This is a genomic window from Bacillus sp. 204(2023) (genome assembly GCF_037027505.1).
Lineage (GTDB): Bacteria > Bacillota > Bacilli > Bacillales > Bacillaceae > Bacillus > Bacillus subtilis.
This window is the reverse complement of sequence record NZ_JAXCHE010000002.1, coordinates 371564-389161: the sequence shown is the minus strand read 5'-3', so window position 1 is coordinate 389161 and position 17598 is coordinate 371564. Positions and strand designations below refer to the sequence as shown.

General features: G+C 40.3%; 23 protein-coding genes. All 23 read right to left on the bottom strand.

Going from position 1 to position 17598, the window contains the following annotated elements:
- Positions 1-4: 4 nt before the first annotated feature.
- Complete coding sequence (gene flhB, locus WA279_RS06455) at positions 5-1087, bottom strand: flagellar biosynthesis protein FlhB (RefSeq protein ID WP_336154715.1); 1083 nt, start codon at positions 1085-1087, stop codon at positions 5-7.
- Positions 1087-1866, bottom strand: coding sequence for a flagellar biosynthetic protein FliR (gene fliR, locus WA279_RS06450; protein ID WP_336154713.1), 780 nt, complete (start codon positions 1864-1866; stop codon positions 1087-1089). Before fliR ends, flhB begins: the two co-directional genes overlap by 1 nt.
- 7 nt (positions 1867-1873) lie before the next feature.
- Positions 1874-2143, bottom strand: a complete 270-nt coding sequence (fliQ, locus tag WA279_RS06445) for a flagellar biosynthesis protein FliQ (protein WP_003220888.1) — start codon at positions 2141-2143, stop codon at positions 1874-1876.
- Between the two features lie 14 nt (positions 2144-2157).
- Complete coding sequence (gene fliP / locus WA279_RS06440) at positions 2158-2823, bottom strand: flagellar type III secretion system pore protein FliP (RefSeq protein WP_003245692.1); 666 nt, start codon at positions 2821-2823, stop codon at positions 2158-2160.
- Positions 2816-3475: a flagella biosynthesis regulatory protein FliZ gene (gene fliZ, locus WA279_RS06435; protein ID WP_014479789.1), complete on the bottom strand. Its 660-nt coding sequence runs from the start codon at positions 3473-3475 to the stop codon at positions 2816-2818. The genes fliP and fliZ overlap by 8 nt, the downstream gene beginning before the upstream one ends.
- A 14-nt stretch (positions 3476-3489) precedes the next feature.
- Positions 3490-3852, bottom strand: coding sequence for a chemotaxis protein CheY (gene cheY / locus WA279_RS06430; protein ID WP_014476812.1), 363 nt, complete (start codon positions 3850-3852; stop codon positions 3490-3492).
- Between the two features lie 25 nt (positions 3853-3877).
- Complete coding sequence (gene fliY / locus WA279_RS06425) at positions 3878-5014, bottom strand: flagellar motor switch phosphatase FliY (protein ID WP_336154711.1); 1137 nt, start codon at positions 5012-5014, stop codon at positions 3878-3880.
- The gene (gene fliM / locus WA279_RS06420) at positions 5004-6002 is read right to left on the bottom strand and encodes a flagellar motor switch protein FliM (protein WP_003220879.1); all 999 of its coding nucleotides are present in this window, start codon (positions 6000-6002) and stop codon (positions 5004-5006) included. Before fliM ends, fliY begins: the two co-directional genes overlap by 11 nt.
- Positions 6003-6035: 33 nt before the next feature.
- Complete coding sequence (gene fliL, locus WA279_RS06415) at positions 6036-6458, bottom strand: flagellar basal body-associated protein FliL (protein WP_003231964.1); 423 nt, start codon at positions 6456-6458, stop codon at positions 6036-6038.
- On the bottom strand, positions 6455-6670 hold the full coding sequence (swrD, locus tag WA279_RS06410; protein WP_251187115.1) for a swarming motility protein SwrD: 216 nt from the start codon (positions 6668-6670) through the stop codon (positions 6455-6457). The genes fliL and swrD overlap by 4 nt, the downstream gene beginning before the upstream one ends.
- Before the next feature lie 39 nt (positions 6671-6709).
- The gene (gene flgG / locus WA279_RS06405) at positions 6710-7504 is read right to left on the bottom strand and encodes a flagellar basal body rod protein FlgG (RefSeq protein ID WP_327827883.1); all 795 of its coding nucleotides are present in this window, start codon (positions 7502-7504) and stop codon (positions 6710-6712) included.
- A gap of 21 nt (positions 7505-7525) precedes the next feature.
- Positions 7526-7948, bottom strand: a complete 423-nt coding sequence (gene flgD, locus WA279_RS06400) for a flagellar hook assembly protein FlgD (RefSeq protein WP_069840323.1) — start codon at positions 7946-7948, stop codon at positions 7526-7528.
- Positions 7945-9408 carry a flagellar hook-length control protein FliK gene (locus tag WA279_RS06395; RefSeq protein ID WP_336154708.1) on the bottom strand — a complete coding sequence of 488 codons (1464 nt, stop codon included), beginning with the start codon at positions 9406-9408 and terminating at the stop codon, positions 7945-7947. Before WA279_RS06395 ends, flgD begins: the two co-directional genes overlap by 4 nt.
- A gap of 12 nt (positions 9409-9420) precedes the next feature.
- Positions 9421-10035, bottom strand: a complete 615-nt coding sequence (locus WA279_RS06390; RefSeq protein ID WP_032725699.1) for a MotE family protein — start codon at positions 10033-10035, stop codon at positions 9421-9423.
- Between the two features lie 11 nt (positions 10036-10046).
- On the bottom strand, positions 10047-10490 hold the full coding sequence (gene fliJ / locus WA279_RS06385) for a flagellar export protein FliJ (protein WP_003231977.1): 444 nt from the start codon (positions 10488-10490) through the stop codon (positions 10047-10049).
- Positions 10491-10492: 2 nt separating this feature from the next.
- Positions 10493-11809 carry a flagellar protein export ATPase FliI gene (gene fliI / locus WA279_RS06380; protein WP_336154706.1) on the bottom strand — a complete coding sequence of 439 codons (1317 nt, stop codon included), beginning with the start codon at positions 11807-11809 and terminating at the stop codon, positions 10493-10495.
- Entirely contained in the window at positions 11806-12558 is a 753-nt protein-coding gene (gene fliH / locus WA279_RS06375; protein ID WP_003244804.1) for a flagellar assembly protein FliH, read from the bottom strand. The genes fliI and fliH overlap by 4 nt, the downstream gene beginning before the upstream one ends.
- A complete protein-coding gene (fliG, locus tag WA279_RS06370) occupies positions 12551-13567 on the bottom strand; it encodes a flagellar motor switch protein FliG (protein WP_003231981.1) in 1017 nt (338 codons plus the stop codon). Before fliG ends, fliH begins: the two co-directional genes overlap by 8 nt.
- A 12-nt stretch (positions 13568-13579) precedes the next feature.
- Positions 13580-15190 (bottom strand): flagellar basal-body MS-ring/collar protein FliF, encoded by a 1611-nt coding sequence (gene fliF / locus WA279_RS06365; protein ID WP_010886506.1) that lies wholly within the window; start codon positions 15188-15190, stop codon positions 13580-13582.
- 45 nt (positions 15191-15235) lie between these two features.
- Positions 15236-15556, bottom strand: a complete 321-nt coding sequence (gene fliE / locus WA279_RS06360) for a flagellar hook-basal body complex protein FliE (RefSeq protein ID WP_003238544.1) — start codon at positions 15554-15556, stop codon at positions 15236-15238.
- Positions 15557-15566: 10 nt separating this feature from the next.
- A complete protein-coding gene (gene flgC / locus WA279_RS06355; RefSeq protein ID WP_336154703.1) occupies positions 15567-16019 on the bottom strand; it encodes a flagellar basal body rod protein FlgC in 453 nt (150 codons plus the stop codon).
- Positions 16019-16408: a flagellar basal body rod protein FlgB gene (flgB, locus tag WA279_RS06350; protein ID WP_003245656.1), complete on the bottom strand. Its 390-nt coding sequence runs from the start codon at positions 16406-16408 to the stop codon at positions 16019-16021. Before flgB ends, flgC begins: the two co-directional genes overlap by 1 nt.
- Positions 16409-16786: 378 nt before the next feature.
- Positions 16787-17566 (bottom strand): GTP-sensing pleiotropic transcriptional regulator CodY, encoded by a 780-nt coding sequence (gene codY / locus WA279_RS06345; protein WP_003220850.1) that lies wholly within the window; start codon positions 17564-17566, stop codon positions 16787-16789.
- Positions 17567-17598: the final 32 nt, after the last annotated feature.

Below are 17598 nucleotides of genomic sequence, written 5' to 3'. Positions count from 1 at the left end.
AAATTCAATATACTTTTTGTTTTGTTTTATATACGTAAGCCAGAATTTCTGCTAAAACTTTAAAAAATTCTTCCGGGACTGCCTGGTCAATTTCCACCTGATCATATAACGCACGGGCAAGCGATCTGTTTTCTACCATCATGACATCATGCTCTTTAGCAATTTTCCTGATTTTTAACGCAAGGTGGTCGACGCCTTTTGCAACAATATAAGGAGCATCCATTTTTTCTTCATCATATTTCAGAGCAATCGCATAGTGAGTCGGGTTTGTGATAATGACATCTGCTTTTGGAACTTCCTGCATCATCCGCCTCATTGCCATTTCCCGCTGTCTTTGTTTAATTTTAGACTTGATAATCGGGTCTCCTTCAGATTTTTTGTACTCATCTTTTATATCTTGTTTTGACATTTTGATATTTTTCTCATAGTCAAATCTCTGATATAAATAGTCGAGACCAGCAAGAATCAACAATGCACCTGCACCGCTTAGTCCCATCCACAAAGTGAGTTTTGAAACGAAAGAAAGTGCCTCTTCGGGTGTCAGGAGAGGAAGCCGGAGAATTTCTCCATAATGCAGCCAAAGCACAGCAAAAGCCGCAAAACCGACGACTACGATTTTCAAAATTGATTTAATCAGCTCTACAATCGCCCTCATACTGTATATTCGTTTAAAGCCTTTGATCGGATCCAGTTTTTCAAGCTTAGGCTGTATCACTTCAGCAGAAAATAAAAACCCAACCTGCATATAGTTGCTTACGACTCCTGCAACAAGAGCAACAAGCAAAATCGGTGCGAGTATCATGCCCATATCCTTTAATAAGCTGACAAACAATGTATGCACATTTGATTCCGAGAGCTTCATTGTGAGCGATTCGGTATAAAATGTTTCTATGAATGACAGCAGCCTGTCTCTCATATACGGACCAATTGCAATAAGCGAAAGGAATATTACCAGTAAAGAAACGGCGGTATTGACATCCGAACTTTTGGCTACCTGCCCCTTTTTTCGCGTATCCTTCCGTTTTTTCGGAGTGGCTTTTTCTGTCTTCTCTCCCGCAAAAAACTGCAGGTCAACTCTAAGCTTCATTAAGAAACACCGACCAATGCTAAAAGATTCCGCATCGTTTCAATCGTTAAACTGAAAACATTCCGGACAACGACGAAGATAACGGACATACATACAATGAGCATGATGAAACTGACAGCGATCTTTAAAGGCAGACCGACCACAAATACATTTAACTGCGGAACAGTTCGAGCCACGATACCTAATGCTAAATCAACTAGAAACAAGCTGGCCACAACCGGCGCTGACATTTGAAAAGCGATAATAAACATTGCATTAAAGCTTTTCGCAATAAAATAGGCAAACTTTTCATCACCGAAATTCGGAAATGCCTGATCAACTGAAATATACTGAAAGCTGTAGTAAATACCATCCAGCAGCAAATGGTGGGCATTGACACTCAGCATAAACAAAAGTGCCATCGTATAGATAAACTGGCCAATCAACGGACTTTGTGCACCGGTTTGCGGATCAATAACGTTTGCTATTGAAAATCCCATTTGAAAATCAATAAACGAGCCGGCAATCTGCACTGCGGCAATCATCATATAAGCAATTAAACCCAGACATAGGCCGACCAAAGCTTCTTTAAACGCCAAAAGTATATAGTGCTCATCTATCTCCAAAGAGGGCGGTTTATCAATGGTGCTGAAACAAATGACCGCAAGAAAAAAAGCAAAACCTATGCGATGAACAGCTGGCACATTTCGATGTCCAAATAGCGGAATCGTTACAAAAAAAGCAGAGATTCTAATAAAAACCAATAAAAAAGCAGGAAATAAGTCAATAATTGAATTCATCTCTACATTACCCTGCAAAACGATTTAAATTAGAAAACAGCTCTGTTGTAAATGAAAGAATCGTCGACAGCATCCACGGACCAAAAAAAATGAGAGCCAGGAGAACCGCCACGATTTTCGGAATAAACGCCAAAGTCTGTTCCTGGATTTGAGTTGTCGCCTGAAATATGCTGACAATTAAACCGACCAGTAAAGCAATAGCCAATAATGGCCCGCTGATCATCAGCGTTACGTATACGGCTTTTTCCGCCATAGAAATTACAAATTCTGAACTCACGTTTAGCACCTACCCTAAAAGCTCTGAAGCAAAGATTTCACAATTAAATACCAGCCGTCTACCAAAACAAAAAGTAATATTTTAAAGGGCAGAGAAATCATAACTGGAGGCAGCATCATCATTCCCATTGACATCAAGACGCTCGCCACTACCATATCTATAATTAAAAAAGGGATAAAAATCATAAAACCTATTTGAAATGCTGTTTTAAGCTCCGATATGGCAAAAGCCGGAACCATTGTTGTTAACGGAATATCCTTTAATGATTCAGGTTTATCCATTTTCGCGTAATTCATAAACAGCGCCAGATCCTTCTGCCTTGTGTGTTTACTCATAAATTCTTTAATCGGTTCCTCAGCTTTCGTATACGCTTCATCCAAGCTGATTTTGTTGTCCATTAATGGGGTCAGCGCTTCTTTATTAATTTCTGAAAAAGTAGGAGCCATAATAAAAAATGTTAAAAACAGCGCAAGCCCGATAAGAACCTGGTTTGGGGGCATAGATTGAGTCGCAAGTGAAGTTCTGACAAATGACAGAACGATGACGATGCGAGTAAAACAAGTCATAAGAATCAATATTCCAGGCGCCACTGAAAATACAGTTAACAATAATAGTAATTTAACAGTTGAACTTACGTTTTCCGGATCGCTTGAACTGAAAATATTTATAAACTCATTCATGATGACGTGGGCCTTTCTTCTTTCCTTCAGAACGGTTTTGTTTTAACTCTTCAAGTTGCTCTTTTAATGCTTTTGAAAATGAAGGCAGTTTTTGCTGCGGCTGATGTTCAGAACTCTTAAGCGGCTTCACAAACTTTTGCCACTCTATTTTGCTTGACATTGCCTCTTCATGCTGACTGAGAATGACTTCAATCTCTTTTTCATCCTCAATTTCTTTCAGCAGCTGGATCGTCTCTCCTACACCGACGACGAGCACACTTTTCCCGACCTTGATCAATTGTATGGATCTGTTCTGGCCGACCGATGTGCCGCCAATATTTTCAACATATTGAAAAGGCTTTAGGAGCCGATTTCTTTTGTTCATGAGCTTAACCAGCCCGTAAATCAGCGCGATAACAAACAGTAAAGCGAAAATCATCTTTACAAAATCAAAAGCTGAGACAGAAGGAGCAGCCGCACCCTCCGTCTCATCAGCAGTTTTTGTTGTTTTTTCTTTCTTTTGCTCTGATTGATCTGCAGTTTTTTCATCTTTCTTTTGAAACCATTCGTTTACAGTTGAATTATCAGAGTCTGCCGCGGCAGCAGCAATCGGATGTACACTGAATAAAACGAAAAAACAAATAAAAACGATAAAATATTGACTCTTTTTCAACAGTCGTACACCCTTTAACTTAATGTTTTGTTGATTGCTTCAAGCACACGGTCAGCTTGGAAAGGTTTCACAATGAAATCCTTAGCGCCGGCCTGAATGGCATCAATAACCATTGATTGCTGTCCCATAGCAGAACACATGATGATTCTTGCCTGCGCATCAATTTGTTTAATTTCTTTTAATGCTGTAATACCATCCATTTCTGGCATCGTGATATCCATAGTAACAAGGTCAGGTGAATGCTCTTTATATTTCTCTACCGCTTGTGCTCCATTTTCAGCTTCCGCCACAACTTCAAAACCATTTTTAACTAAAATATCTTTAATCATCATTCGCATAAATGCTGCGTCATCTACAATTAAAATTCTATGTGCCATAATCTATCTCTCTCCTTGTGTTTCGTTATTTTAAATTATTAATGCGCTCTGCCTGGCTTAAAATGTCAGTGACTCTTACTCCGAAGTTTTCTTCAATGACAACGACCTCGCCTTTGGCAACGATACGCTGATTAACTAAAATATCTACAGGCTCACCAGCTAATTTATCAAGCTCGATAATACTTCCGGCAGAAAGCTCTAAAATCTCTTTTACGCTTCTCTTCGTTCTGCCAAGCTCAACAGTAATCGAAAGCGGGATATCCAAAAGCATATCCAGATTATGAATAGGGGCTTGTACAGCTTCGTTTGGATCAAATGCGGAAAATTCCACCGGTGAAACCTGAACTGGCGCTGCTTTTTTTGCTGTTCCCTGCCTTTTTGGCGGCTGCTGCTGTTGCTTCGGTTCAATACGCGGCTCTGGCGTCACAGACTCTTTCGGCTGTTCGTATGTAACTTCAGGCTGCACCGTTTCTTCTTCCTCTGCACTTTCTGAGTTCATAAGGCTTGAAATTAAATCTTTCGCAAATGTCAATGGGTAAAGCTGCATAATGCTGGAGTCTATTAATTCTCCCACCTTTAAGTTGAAAGAAACTTTCACCAGCATTTCATCATCAGGAATACGGTCTGTACCCTTTTCTTCAGTAACATCCAGCAATTCAACCCGAGGAGGTGAAATATCAATTTTTTTACTGAATACAGTAGACATTGATGTGGCAGCCGATCCCATCATTTGGTTCATTGCTTCTTGAACCGCACTTAAATGGATTTCACCCAGTGAAGGGTCCGCACCTTTTCCGTCTCCCCCGATCATTAAGTCAGCAATGATCGCCGCGTCACTTTGTTCCACGACTAACAGGTTGCTTCCGCTGAACCCCTCCGTATAATTCACTTCAATCGCCACATACGGTTCAGGGAACGCATCGCTGATTTTACTTTTTGGGATGACCGTTACGCTTGGAGTCGTAATATCGACCTTTTGATTTAAAAGCGTTGACAGTGCTGTCGCAGAACTGCCGAATGAAATATTACCGATTTCACCGATCGCATCACGCTCCATTTCCGATAAGTCATCTACTTCCGGAACCTCTGGCTCTTCAAGCGTGCTGCCAGTACCGTTAAGAAGCGCGTCAATCTCATCTTGAGATAATCTATTATTCTCCATCTTGTTCACCTCTTATGTCGTGATCTAAAATTTGCACTGCCTGTTTTCGATTCACCCGGCCGGCTTGTCCTAAAAATTTCGGCTTATCTCCGACCAATACAGTAAGAGGATCCGTGACTGATTTGTCCAAAGTTATGCAGTCTCCGACTTCTAAACTTAAAAACTCTTCTATCGTCAGTTCAGATGTGCCGAGCTCGGCCACGACAGGTATTTGTGCTGTCATGATACGTTTTTCAAGCGACTTTGTTTCCTCAGGCTTTGGCTCATTTCGGTCTGATTGCATCCAATAGTGGACTGAAAGCTTCGGTATGAGCGGCTCGAGTACGATATGCGGGATACAGAGATTAATGACACCGCTGATTTCACCAATTTGAGTATTGAGCGAGATCACCACGACTGTTTCATTAGGAGAGACCATCTGAACAAATTGCGGATTCACTTCAAACTCAGTCATTTCCGGTTCAATATCAGCAATTGACTGCCAAGCTTCTTTATAATTACCCAGTGCATTTTCAAATAAATTAGAAATGATTTTTGTTTCAATTTCTGTCAAGCTGTCAACCTTGTTATGACTGATTCCAATTCCGCCCATGACTCGATCCATCATCGTATAAGCTATCGTGGGGTTGACCTCCATCATAATTCTGCCTTCCATCGGATGGACATCAAATAGATTCAGAATCGTCATGTTCGGGATCGATCTGATAAATTCCTCATACGGGACCTGGTCAACAGAACTGACAGATATGTGAATATAGGTTCTGAGCTGAGCAGAAAAATGAGTGGTTAGAAGTCTTGCAAAATTGTCATGAATTCTCGTTAAACTGCGGATCTGATCCTTAGAAAACCGCAGCGCACGTTTGAAATCATAAACCTTGACTTTCTTCTCTTTTTCTTCTTTTTTCAGCTCTTCAGCGTCCATTTCACCAGTTGATATTGCAGAAAGCAGTGCATCTATTTCATTTTGGGAGAGAACTTCTCCTGACATTTTCCTCACCTCCGTATTCTGTCAAATTATGCTTTATTGCAGATTAAAGGAGGTAATATACACTTTTTCTACTTTTCCTTCTTGGAGGTAGCTATTTATTTTATCTTTTAGTTCCTTCTTAAAGGTTTCTTTTCCCTTGTCTCCCTCAATCTGATCAGCATTCGTATCAGCCAGCAGTGATATAACAGCGTCTTTCACTTGGAAATCACGTTTCTCAAGTTCTTCTTTTGATTTATCAGAATCAGTTTCAAGTTTAATAGCAAGACGGATAATGTTATCAGACTTTAAATTTGTTGTGATCTCTTCTACATCAACAGAAGACGCAACGATTTCATCAATACTTTTTTTCGCTTCACTTTTTTCGGACTTTCCGCCTAAAACAAAATAAGCCGCCGCCCCGAGAGCACCAATTACGATAAGAATAATTAGTAAGATGATCATTAACTTTTTCTTCATTCCGGTTCCTCTATTCCTTGATCCATTGCAAATATTTTTATTTTTCGGTAGAAAGATGCGATCTTTTCCAGAACAGCTTCTTCATCTTCTTTTACTACAAACTTCTTACCATTTGACAGAGTAATTGTAGTATCCGGAAAGCATTCAATCTGTTCAATAAACAGCGCATTCAGTGTAAAGGGCTGCCCATTCAAACGGGTTACTTTAATCATAAAACAGCGGAGAAGCGATTACTCGCCTCCCCTCCCTCCTTAACGTTTAAGGTTAACCAGTTCTTGAAGGATTTCATCAGATGTTGTAATAATTTTCGAGTTTGATTGGAATCCGCGCTGGGCAACAATCATTTCAGTAAATTCGTCAGTTAAATCAACGTTAGACATTTCGAGAAAACCTGATTTAAGGGAACCTGTACCGCCATCACCAGGCTGGTTGGCTGCACTGGCAGTCCCAGAGTTTAAAGACTCACGGTATAAGTTGCTTCCGATTTTATCCAAACCGTCACTGTTGGCAAAAGTAACAATCCCGATTTGTCCCCCGTCTTGTGTTTTCCCGTCAGCATCAACAATTGAGACCTTTCCATCAGAACCAATGCTGAAGCTTTGTGCATCAAGAGGGATTTTAATTGTTCCACCAGTCATATTTAACACATGATAGCCATCACCGGTAACCAGTGTTCCGGTATTATCTAAATAGAAGTTTCCTGCTCTTGTATAAGCTGTTCCGGCGCCTGTATCAATTTGAAAATAGCCATCGCCATCGATTGCTAAATCAAGTGTTCTTCCTGTGCTTTGTGTCGCGCTTGTTGAATGAATTGTATCAATTGTGCCAGAAGATGAACCTAAACCGATCTGCTTAGAGTTCGTACCGCCGATAGTTGCACCAGCCGCAGAACCGCCGGCAATCGTTTGGCTTACCATATCTTTAAAGGTCACACGGCTTTTTTTGAATCCTACTGTATTCACGTTGGCAATGTTGTTACCGATTACGTCAAGCTTTGTTTGAAAGTTTTTCATACCGCTGATTCCAGAATAAAGTGAACGTAACATAATATATTCCCCCAGATGTTTTTATTTAGATGATTGTCCCACAGACATAACATTCGCAGGACTGATCTCGGTCCCATCATCCAGAACGAGATAATAATTTCCTTTAGAATGTTTAACAGAGCTTACTGTGCCTGTTTTATCTGTTGCACTTTTACCATCAGTCCAAGATACTTCTTTTCCCATCCAATCAACATACGTTGTAAACGGATCTTGGTTTTCAACGAATTGAGTCATTGTCGTATTCAGATTCATCATTTGCTCCAAGCTTGAAAAAGTCGCCATCTGGCTGATAAATTCTTTATCGTCAACCGGGTTAAGCGGATCTTGGTTTTGAACTTGAGTCATTAATATTTTTAAAAACTCGTCTTTCCCCAAGCTGCTGTTGTTCGTCGACACGGTGTTCGTTTTTTCAGGCAGTTTATATTCTGAACTTATAGAAGTCATTCTTCCTCCTCCATTTCAACCATCGACACTTCATCGAGCAGATCGCCAAAATCATTTGATTGCTTTTTCTGTCTTTGCTGTCTCTGCCCCTCTTGCTGCTCTTTCTGTTCATCAGCAAGCTGGCCGTATATCGGCTGATCCCCGCTTTGGACCGGAAGAGTAAAACGGTCAATTTGGACGGCCATATTCGGCAATGATTGCTTCAGCTGAGGAAGATGCTGTTCAAGCAATTCTTTTGCTGATTGGCTAGATGCTATGATTTTACTCTGAAACATTCCATTTTCATTTGTCAGCTTGATTGTGACAAATCCTAAATGTTCAGGGTTCAGCCGAATAGTGAAACTTCCCGTCGATCTGCCGAAAGGCGTATATTTCATCTGCTTCCACGCATTAATCACTTGATCAGCCACCGTTTTTGTTTCGGCATTTGGTATATCAGATGACATCTGCTGCAAATCAAGTGTTTGTACTCCTCCTATGCTCCGATACCCCGAAAACAGCATTTGGAGTCCTGATTTACTATCTACAGACTGAATACTTCCAGAAACATCCGATGCATTTTTGCTGGATGAACTCTGCGAAAGTGGTGTGAGAACACGCTTCCCAAAGTCTTGTGATGATTCGGATGATTTCGATAACAAGAAGGCTTTCAGCTGGCTTTCAGCTAGACTCCATTCTTTGGTCCCTTTTTGAGGAAGCATAGACATTTGGTCCATTAAGCTTTGAAAACTTTTCAGCTCTGACGCTGTCATGGAGTAAAGTTTTGAACTTGACTCAGCTTTAGTGAATATTTGCTGTTTAAGATCCTGAATGAGTTGTTGAGATACACCCTTTTTTTCTAATGCAGATAGGAATTGATCTCCATTTTGGTAAATGGCATGAGCTTCATTGCCATTCCCGCGATCAGTCAGCTTATTCCCTTCTACGAGCTGGCTAATGAACATCTGGATATAGATAAGCTCTTTAGCAGCATCGGATACTTCATTTTCCTGATTTGATTGCTCTGTATCCGACTTCAGTGCTCCATTAATGTCAGAAACAGAATCATTGGCATTCCAGACCGTTTTAGCTTCTGAAAAGATTTTCTCCGTTTCTGTGAGCAATTGATCCGTCCCGTCTGACATTTTTGATTCAACTGCTTGCAAAAGATTTTGCAACATTTGCAGAGCATTCGCATCCAATTGCTTCCCTGTCAGTTTGCTTAATGTTTGCAAAAGATCCGCATTTTGTTTGTCTTGATCTTCAGGACTTGCATTTAGCCATTCACCGATCTTTTTAAGCGCATCTGCTAAAAGCTGATCTTCGGAATTAGGAGTACCCTTTCCTTGTTCTGAGAGTTCCTTCAATCCAGCCTCAGACATAAGCCAGTTTTGAAAAACTCCCTGGCTACTTTTCATGTTTTTAGCGGCAGAACCCGTTGTGGTTTGCAGCAAAGGTCCGGCTAATTCAAGCAGCTTCACCTTTCATTCCCCCTATTCTTGGCTGGCAGCAATTTTTTCTGTATAGGTTGCTGCTTGCTCAGGAGTCATTTTCGCCAATATGTCAGCAAGCTGCTTTTTGCTTAGGCCATTCAATATTTTCAGTGCTTCTTTCTCCTTTAATTGGGCAATAATTTTAGCAGCCTTTCCGCTGTCCATGCTTTTGTACACACTGATCACTTTGTCATTTTCAGATGAAGCTTTCGAGTCTGCTGATCCTTCAGTATGATCTTCTGATGACTTTTTTTGATCCTCAGCTGTCTTTTCAAGTGAACGGATCTTTTGATTGAGCCTATCGATTTCTGATTTACTTGTTTCTAAATCTTTATTCAATATACCGATTTCACTTTTTTGATCCTTAATGGTCTTTTCCAGAGCTGCTGTATTACTGCTATCCTTATTTGATGCTGTGTCTTTTTTATTTTCGGTTTCAGGGACCAATTCTTTAAGAACCGGCGTTTTTGCCGCAGCATCCTGTATCGGCTTTAAGACATTGATACCAGCAGCCCAAAGAACAATCCCCCCTGCGATTAGTAGAAACATCAGCGGGAGGATAATGATAAGCAAAACCGAACGGAACTTACCTGATTCTTTCTTTTTGCCGGACATTACATTCGCTCCTAATGGCCTTGAATCATAAACTGCTTAATCGAAATATCGTCCATTTCTTTCATTTCTGCAGCTTTATCTTCAAGAGCAAACATTTTAAACTGTTTTTCACGCATTTTTTCAAACTTTTTCACTTCAATGTTTTTCTCTGTCAAAATTTCTTGTTTTTGATTCATTTGATTTCTTTTCATAATGACAAGCTTTTGATAGTGATAGATCGTATTATCAAGATTTGAGACAAATTGTTGGTAGTGCCTCATTTCTTGTACACTCATGCCGCTTTTTAATTTCTTTTCCTTATTTTGTTCTAGCAATTCTTTTTTGCTCATATTTTCATATAATTTTTCAGCAACGTTTTCAAATTCAGAAACTGATTGCTGATACTCGGATAAGGATTGGTCTTTTTCATTTTCTTTTAGTTCCAGTAGCTTTTGGAATCTAAATTGATAAGCCACGTTTATTCCTCATTTCCTGTCAAACTAGTTAATACAGCAATGCTTTCTTCCAATAAAGCCGGTTCGTCTGTTCCCTGCTTTAAAAATTGAATAAGCTGCGGATAAAACTGTATCGCTTCATCAATTTCTCTGGATGATCCTCTTTTGTAAGCTCCGATATTAATGAGATCTTCCGAATTTTGATATGTCGATAAAAGTTCACGGAATTTATTTGCCGCATCCAGATGCTGTCTTGTCGATATGTTTGACATCACCCTGCTGATGCTTTTTAGTACGTTAACTGCTGGAAACTGACCTTTATTGGCAAGCGCCCTGTCTAACACAATATGTCCGTCTAAAATTCCGCGTACAGTATCGGCAATCGGCTCATTCATGTCATCCCCGTCTACCAACACTGTATAAAATGCCGTAATGGTTCCATGCTCGTTTGCACCTGTTCGTTCTAGTAAACGAGGTAAAATAGCGAACACTGAAGGTGTATAGCCTTTTGTTGTCGGAGGCTCTCCGGCAGCCAATCCAATCTCTCGCTGCGCCATTGCCACCCTTGTAACAGAATCCATCATAAACATGACATTTTGGCCTTTATCTCGGAAATACTCGGCAATTGCAGTCGCTGTATATGCCGCTTTCAATCTCATTAATGCTGGCTGGTCTGAGGTGGCAACAACTACAATCGATCGTTTCAGCCCCTCTTTCCCCAGATCTTTTTCAATAAACTCCCGAACCTCTCGTCCGCGTTCTCCGACAAGTGCAATGACGTTTAAGTCAGCCTCTGTCTGCTTGGCGATCATCCCCATTAAGGTGCTTTTTCCGACACCGCTTCCTGCAAAAATTCCAATCCGCTGGCCTTTACCGACTGTCAGCAAGCTGTCAATTGATCTGACTCCAACACCCATCTTTTCACGGATAGGCGGCCGTTTCATCGGGTTGGGCGGTGATTGCTCCGTTGATACAGGCGAAAGCCCTTTCGGCAGAAGTTTTCCGTCAAGCGGTTCTCCAAAAGCATCGATGACTTGTCCAATCAGTCCCATTCCAACTTTAACCCGAAGTGATTCCCCAGTAGCTTCTACAATGCTGCCAGGTGCAATGCTCGCAGCCTCTAAATAAGGCATAAGCAAAATATTTTCTTCCTGGAAGCCGACTACCTCAGCTTTAATGACTTTCCCAGATTGTCCTTTTGCATAAATCAGGCACACGTCGCCAATTGAGCTTGCTGGCCCTTTTGATTCAATCATCAGGCCGATTACCCGTTTGACTTTTCCGTATCGTTTATACGAGTCTGTCATTTCTATACAATCTATCAGACTCTGTGTCTTCATTCAGCTGCACCTGCTTCCAGCGCTGTCAGAAGTTTATCTTTCAATTGCATCAATTGTGTGTCAACACTCGCATCTACCCTGCCAAAAGGAGTTTCAATATAACAGGTTCCTTTTTGAGCTTTTTCATCAGCATATATGCCAAGCCGGCATTCTTTATAAAGAAGCTGCTGGATTTCATCTTTTTGCTGAAAGATTGTCTCATAGTAATATGGATCAACATAAATTGATATATCGTCATATTCCTTCACTTCGTTTATAACCTGTTGTACAAGCAGGAGGAAAGCCTCTTTATCATCAGACTTTTGCTGCCAAACTTTTTTTGCTAGGGCAACGGCAAGCTCAACGATTTCTTCATTTGCGTCTTCAAGCTTGTCCTCAACAGCTTTTCTGGACATTTCAGTTATACTGTTCGCTTGGCCGATCAGTTCGGCATACTGTTTCATTGCCTCAGCTTTGCCCAAGGCTACTCCTTGTTCAAAGCCCTCGGCTTTTGCTTCTTCAATAAGCTTCTGTTTTTCAGCCGCCCAATCGTTTTTCTCCTGCTCAATTTGACGGCGAATATTTTCTATATGACTGTTTGCCTGCTCAGAAATCCGGTCAGCTTCCTCTTTCACTCGAGCCATAAGCGCCTCCGGGTTCTCTTCAGCCTGCAAAAGGTGAGAATGATCAATACGCACCTCTTGTATAGAAAGTTTTCTTTTTTCCTTTTGTGGAGAAATAGATGATTCTTGTTTAATGATATTAGACAATAATATCATCCCCTCCGCCTCTTGCTATCACAATTTCACCGGCTTCTTCAAGCTTTCTGACGATGCTTACAATTCTCGATTGAGCTTCTTCTACATCTTTCAAGCGTACAGGGCCCATAAATTCCATTTCTTCTTTGAAGGTTTCAACCATACGCTGTGACATATTGTTGAATACAATTTCTTTGACTTCCTCGCTTGCAACCTTTAATGAAAGGAGCAAATCGTCGTTCTCAACATCGCGAATGACTCTCTGAATGGCACGGTTATCAAGTGTGACAATATCTTCGAAGACAAACATCCGCTTTTTAATCTCTTCAGCAAGATCGGGATCCTGAATTTCCAATGAATCCAAGATCGTCTTCTCTGTCCCTCTGTCTACCCCGTTTAACACTTCCACAACAGCTTCAATTCCGCCTGTTTGTGTATAATCCTGAGTAAATGCAGAAGATAATTTTTGTTCCAGAATCCGTTCTACCTCATTAATTATTTCTGGAGACGTTCTATCCATGACCGCGATTCTTCTCGCAACCTCAGCCTGTACTTCAGGATTCAGCTCGGATAAAATTTGCCCAGCCTGCACTGGATCTAAATAAGACAAGATTAAAGCCATCGTCTGCGGATGCTCTTGCTGGATAAAATTCAAAATTTGTTCAGGCTCCGCTTTTCTGGCAAAATCAAATGGTTTAACCTGCAAAGAAGAAGTCAGCCTGTTTAGAATGTTCTCCGCCTTATCCTCTCCAAGCGCCTTTTCCAGAACTTGTCTTGCATAGCTTAAACCGCCTTGAGAAATATAATCTTGCGCAATGGCTATATTATGAAATTCTTCTATGATTTCATCCTTTTTTTGATGATCGACGCTTCGAACACCTGATATTTCCAGAGTAAGCCTTTCAATTTCTTCATCGGTTAAGTGCTTATAGACAGAAGCTGACACATCTAACCCCAAGGAAATCATGAGAATGGCTGCTTTTTGTTTTCCTGTAAGCTTATCTTGATCACGTCTCGCCATTTCTAATTCCTCCTAATCCTCGGCCAGCCAGCTTCTCAGCAGTTTTGCAAAATCTTCCGGCTTGTCTTTCGCCATCTTTTCAAGCTGTTTTCGTCTGACTGATTCCGCTGTTTCATTTTCCTCTTCGTTGATATCAGGCAAATTGATTGGTTCTTGAGGAACCTCATACTCATATTCCTCAAATTCATCCTCTTGCGCCCGTTTCTTTCTGATAAGCATAATGATCAGAACAATGATCGCTGCGATTAAAACACCGCCTACAATATATGCCCACAGCGGGATACCTGAGGATTCTTCCGTATTTGTATCCAAATTGACTTTTCCGTCGAATGGCTGAACGGAAACAACAATCTTATTATTGATATCAGCATCAGATAAATTCTGATTTTGCGTTTCATCTTTATCCAAAGATGTTCTGACTACAGTTGAAAGGATTTTTTGTATATCATCCTGTCTTTCAGTTGATAGCGACGCTGTGTTTTTGGCATCAGGCGGCTCTACCATTACTTGAATCCCTAAATCTCTGACCTTATAAGGACTTTCAGCGATTTCTTTATGAATTCGGTTAACCTCGTAATTGATTTTGTTGCTGTTTTTTTCGTAGTTCCCGCTTTCGGTATTTTCACCGTCAGCCTTATAATTTGTAACATCTTCCTCGCCGGTTCCGGCAGTTCCGCCGTTGGCTGCACCGTCGCCCTGATATGTTTCAGATACCTTTTCAGCGCTGACTGCAATGCCTTCCATGTTTTCTTTATCCACAGGTTCGACAATGTCTTCTGTCCGATTTTCTTTTGTGAAATCAATGTCTGCTGTAACGGAGACAACGACTTTATCTTGGCCCATCATCGTACCCAGCAGTGACTGTACATGTTTTTGAATGTCTTTTTCAACTTGAGACTTAATTCCTTGCTGAGAAGAATAACTATCCGCGTAGGACCCTGCATCGCTGTCTGATTTGTCGTAGTATGTAGAATTTTGGTCCATGATGACGATGTTATCTTCTTTTAGGTTTGGCACGCTTTTAGATACCAGATGATATAATCCGTTGATTTGGCTTTGATCAAGTGTATAACCCGGTTGAATCTGCAAAACGATTGATGCAGATGCTGCAGATTGCTCCTCACCGACAAACACAGCGTCTTTCGGGAGATTAATCATTACTTTTGAATTTTTAATACCGTCCATTTCATTGATCAAGTTTGACAGTTCTGTCTGTGTAGCTTTTACTTTCACCATATCAAACTCATTGTCTGTCAAACCAAAGCCGGCATTCTGTCCAAAAAATGAATAATCAATTGATCCTGTTTTAGGAAGTCCTTCTGCAGCCATCTGCACTTTCAAAGAATCAACCTGATCCTCCGGAACACTAATCACTGTACCGCCATTCGAAAGTTCGTTTGGCACTTTTTTTGCATCCAATTCTTCTTTGATTTGTCCTGCTTCTTCGGCAGACAAATCTTTGTACAGCGGCGCCATTTTAGAATTTGAAGCAAAAACACTAATAATAATTCCAATAATAATAATTGCCGCTAAAGCACTAACCATTAAAATCTTTTGTAATTTAGATCTATTTTTCCAAAACTCACTCGTTTTGTTTTTCATTTGCATTAGAGTACGATTCATGTTAACCCCCGGTCATTCCACTCTTTCTCTAAATCGTCAGACCCCCTACATTTGCATTCTCATAATCTCCTGATAAGCTTCCACAGCTTTATTGCGGAACTCTGTTGCTGCAGTTAGAGAGATGCTAGCTTTTTGAGCAGCGATCATGACCTCATCAAGATTTACATCTTTTCCTGCAGCCAAGGCATTAGTCATGTTGTCAGAAGCTACTTGGGACTCATTTAACGAACTAATAGAGTTTTTTAAAAGCTCCGAAAAGCTTGTTTGATTTGAAGAATCTGTTTTTTGGCTATTGTTTACTTGATTTGTTGCATTTTGAGTGTTTTGAGTATTTTGAACCTGAAAAGGAGAAATTGCATTAATCACATTCATTCACCTACTTTCCGATTTCTAACGCCTTCATCAGCATTCCCTTTGTGGCATTCATCGCCGTGACATTCGCCTCATATGATCTGGTGCTGCTGACAAGATCAACCATTTCCTTTAATGGATCAACATTAGGCTTTTGTACATATCCATCAGCGTTTGCATCAGGGTCTGTCGGATCATAGACAAGATTAAATTCCGAATCATCCTCTGTAATTTTTGAAACCTTCACACCGTTTCCAGCATTCCCGCTTCCGCTCATTTGAGAATTGAGAATGGAAGAGAACGATTCACCTTTTGACTGAAGGGAGACCATTTTTCTTCTGTAAGGCACCCACTCTCCATTCACCTGCTTAGCTCTTGTCGTATCCATATTTGCTAAGTTAGATGATACAACGTCCATTCTGACTCGCTGAGCTGTTAAAGCCGATGCTGAAACATTTAAGCTATGAAAAGCTGTCATTATTTTCCTCCTGTTAATACGGTCTTCAGCGAATTAAATTTACCGTTCATTCTTTCAACCAAAGCTTGATAGTTGATTTGATTTTGCGCCAATTCTGTCATCTCTTTGTCAACATCAACATTGTTTCCGTTTTGCTGATACGATGTATCTCCGCTCGCAACAATTGAATAATTCGAATCAGTATCAGAAAAATCAACATGACGATAGTCTGTTTTTATCGCTTCAAGACGCGAGGATTCTTGATCTAATAAATTTTGGAAAGAGACTTTTTTCGCCTTATAGTTCGGTGTATCTATATTGGCGATATTATTAGTTATGACTTTTTGCTTAATATCCGCTCTGCTCAAGGCATTTTCAAGATTTTGTATCGTTCCAGAAAATAAGCTCAAATCCACTTACCTCCATTTCAGTTTTTTTCACCCTCAATATCCTTGTCGAGAATTGTAAAACTATATGCTTATTGTAAGAAATAACAGGCATAAAGTCTATGAAGTTCGTGTAAAAAAATGTCCTCACAATTATCTATTTTACAACTAGGTATAAAGTCCTAGATTGTTGGAACTACATTTCTCGCCTTGATATAAGCCTGAAAATAGCAGAATTTCTGTTTTTTCTCCTATCTTTTCGGCATTTTTGAAACTTTTTGAAGGAAAATGCAAAATTTATTCAAATTATTACATAGAAAGACTTTCAACCCAGGAAATAAAGCTTATTGATTTCCTTTATTTGAAATAAAAAAGAACCCTCAAAAAGGGTTCTTTTTGTGATTAATGAGATTTTAGATTTTCTAATTCAATTAGGAATTTGTTGTTTAGTACCTTGATATAAGTACCTTTCATTCCTAATGATCTAGACTCGATAACACCGGCGCTCTCCAGCTTTCTGAGTGCGTTCACAATAACAGAACGGGTAATGCCGACACGGTCAGCAATTTTACTTGCAACAAGAAGACCTTCGTTTCCGTCAAGCTCCTCAAAAATGTGCTCAATTGCTTCAAGCTCACTGTAAGAAAGCGAGCTGATAGCCATTTGTACGACAGCTTTGCTTCTTGCTTCCTCTTCAATTTCTTCTGCTTTTTCTCTTAGGATTTCCATTCCGACAACTGTTGCGCCGTATTCAGCTAGAATTAAGTCATCGTCATTGAATTGATCTTGTAAACGTGAAAGAATAAGTGTTCCTAATCTTTCCCCGCCTCCGATGATCGGCACAATTGTTGTTAAACCAGCTTGGAACAGGTCTCTGTTCTCAACAGGGAAAGCAGTATATTCACTATTAATATCCAAGTTAGAAGATGTTTCAGGGACATTAAACAGGTTTTTCGTATATTCTTCAGGGAATTGACGATCCTCAAGCATTTTTTTCATACGATCATTTTCAATTTGCTGGTTAATAGAATACCCAAGGAGTTTCCCTCTGCGGCTTACAACGAAAATATTGGAATCAATTACATCCCGCAGCGTCTCCGCCATTTCCTTGAAGTTTACCGGTTTCCCTGCCGCAGCTTGCAGCATGGAGTTAATAATTCTTGTTTTTTGTAATAAAGCCATGATAAATAATCCTCCTAAACATTCCTCATATT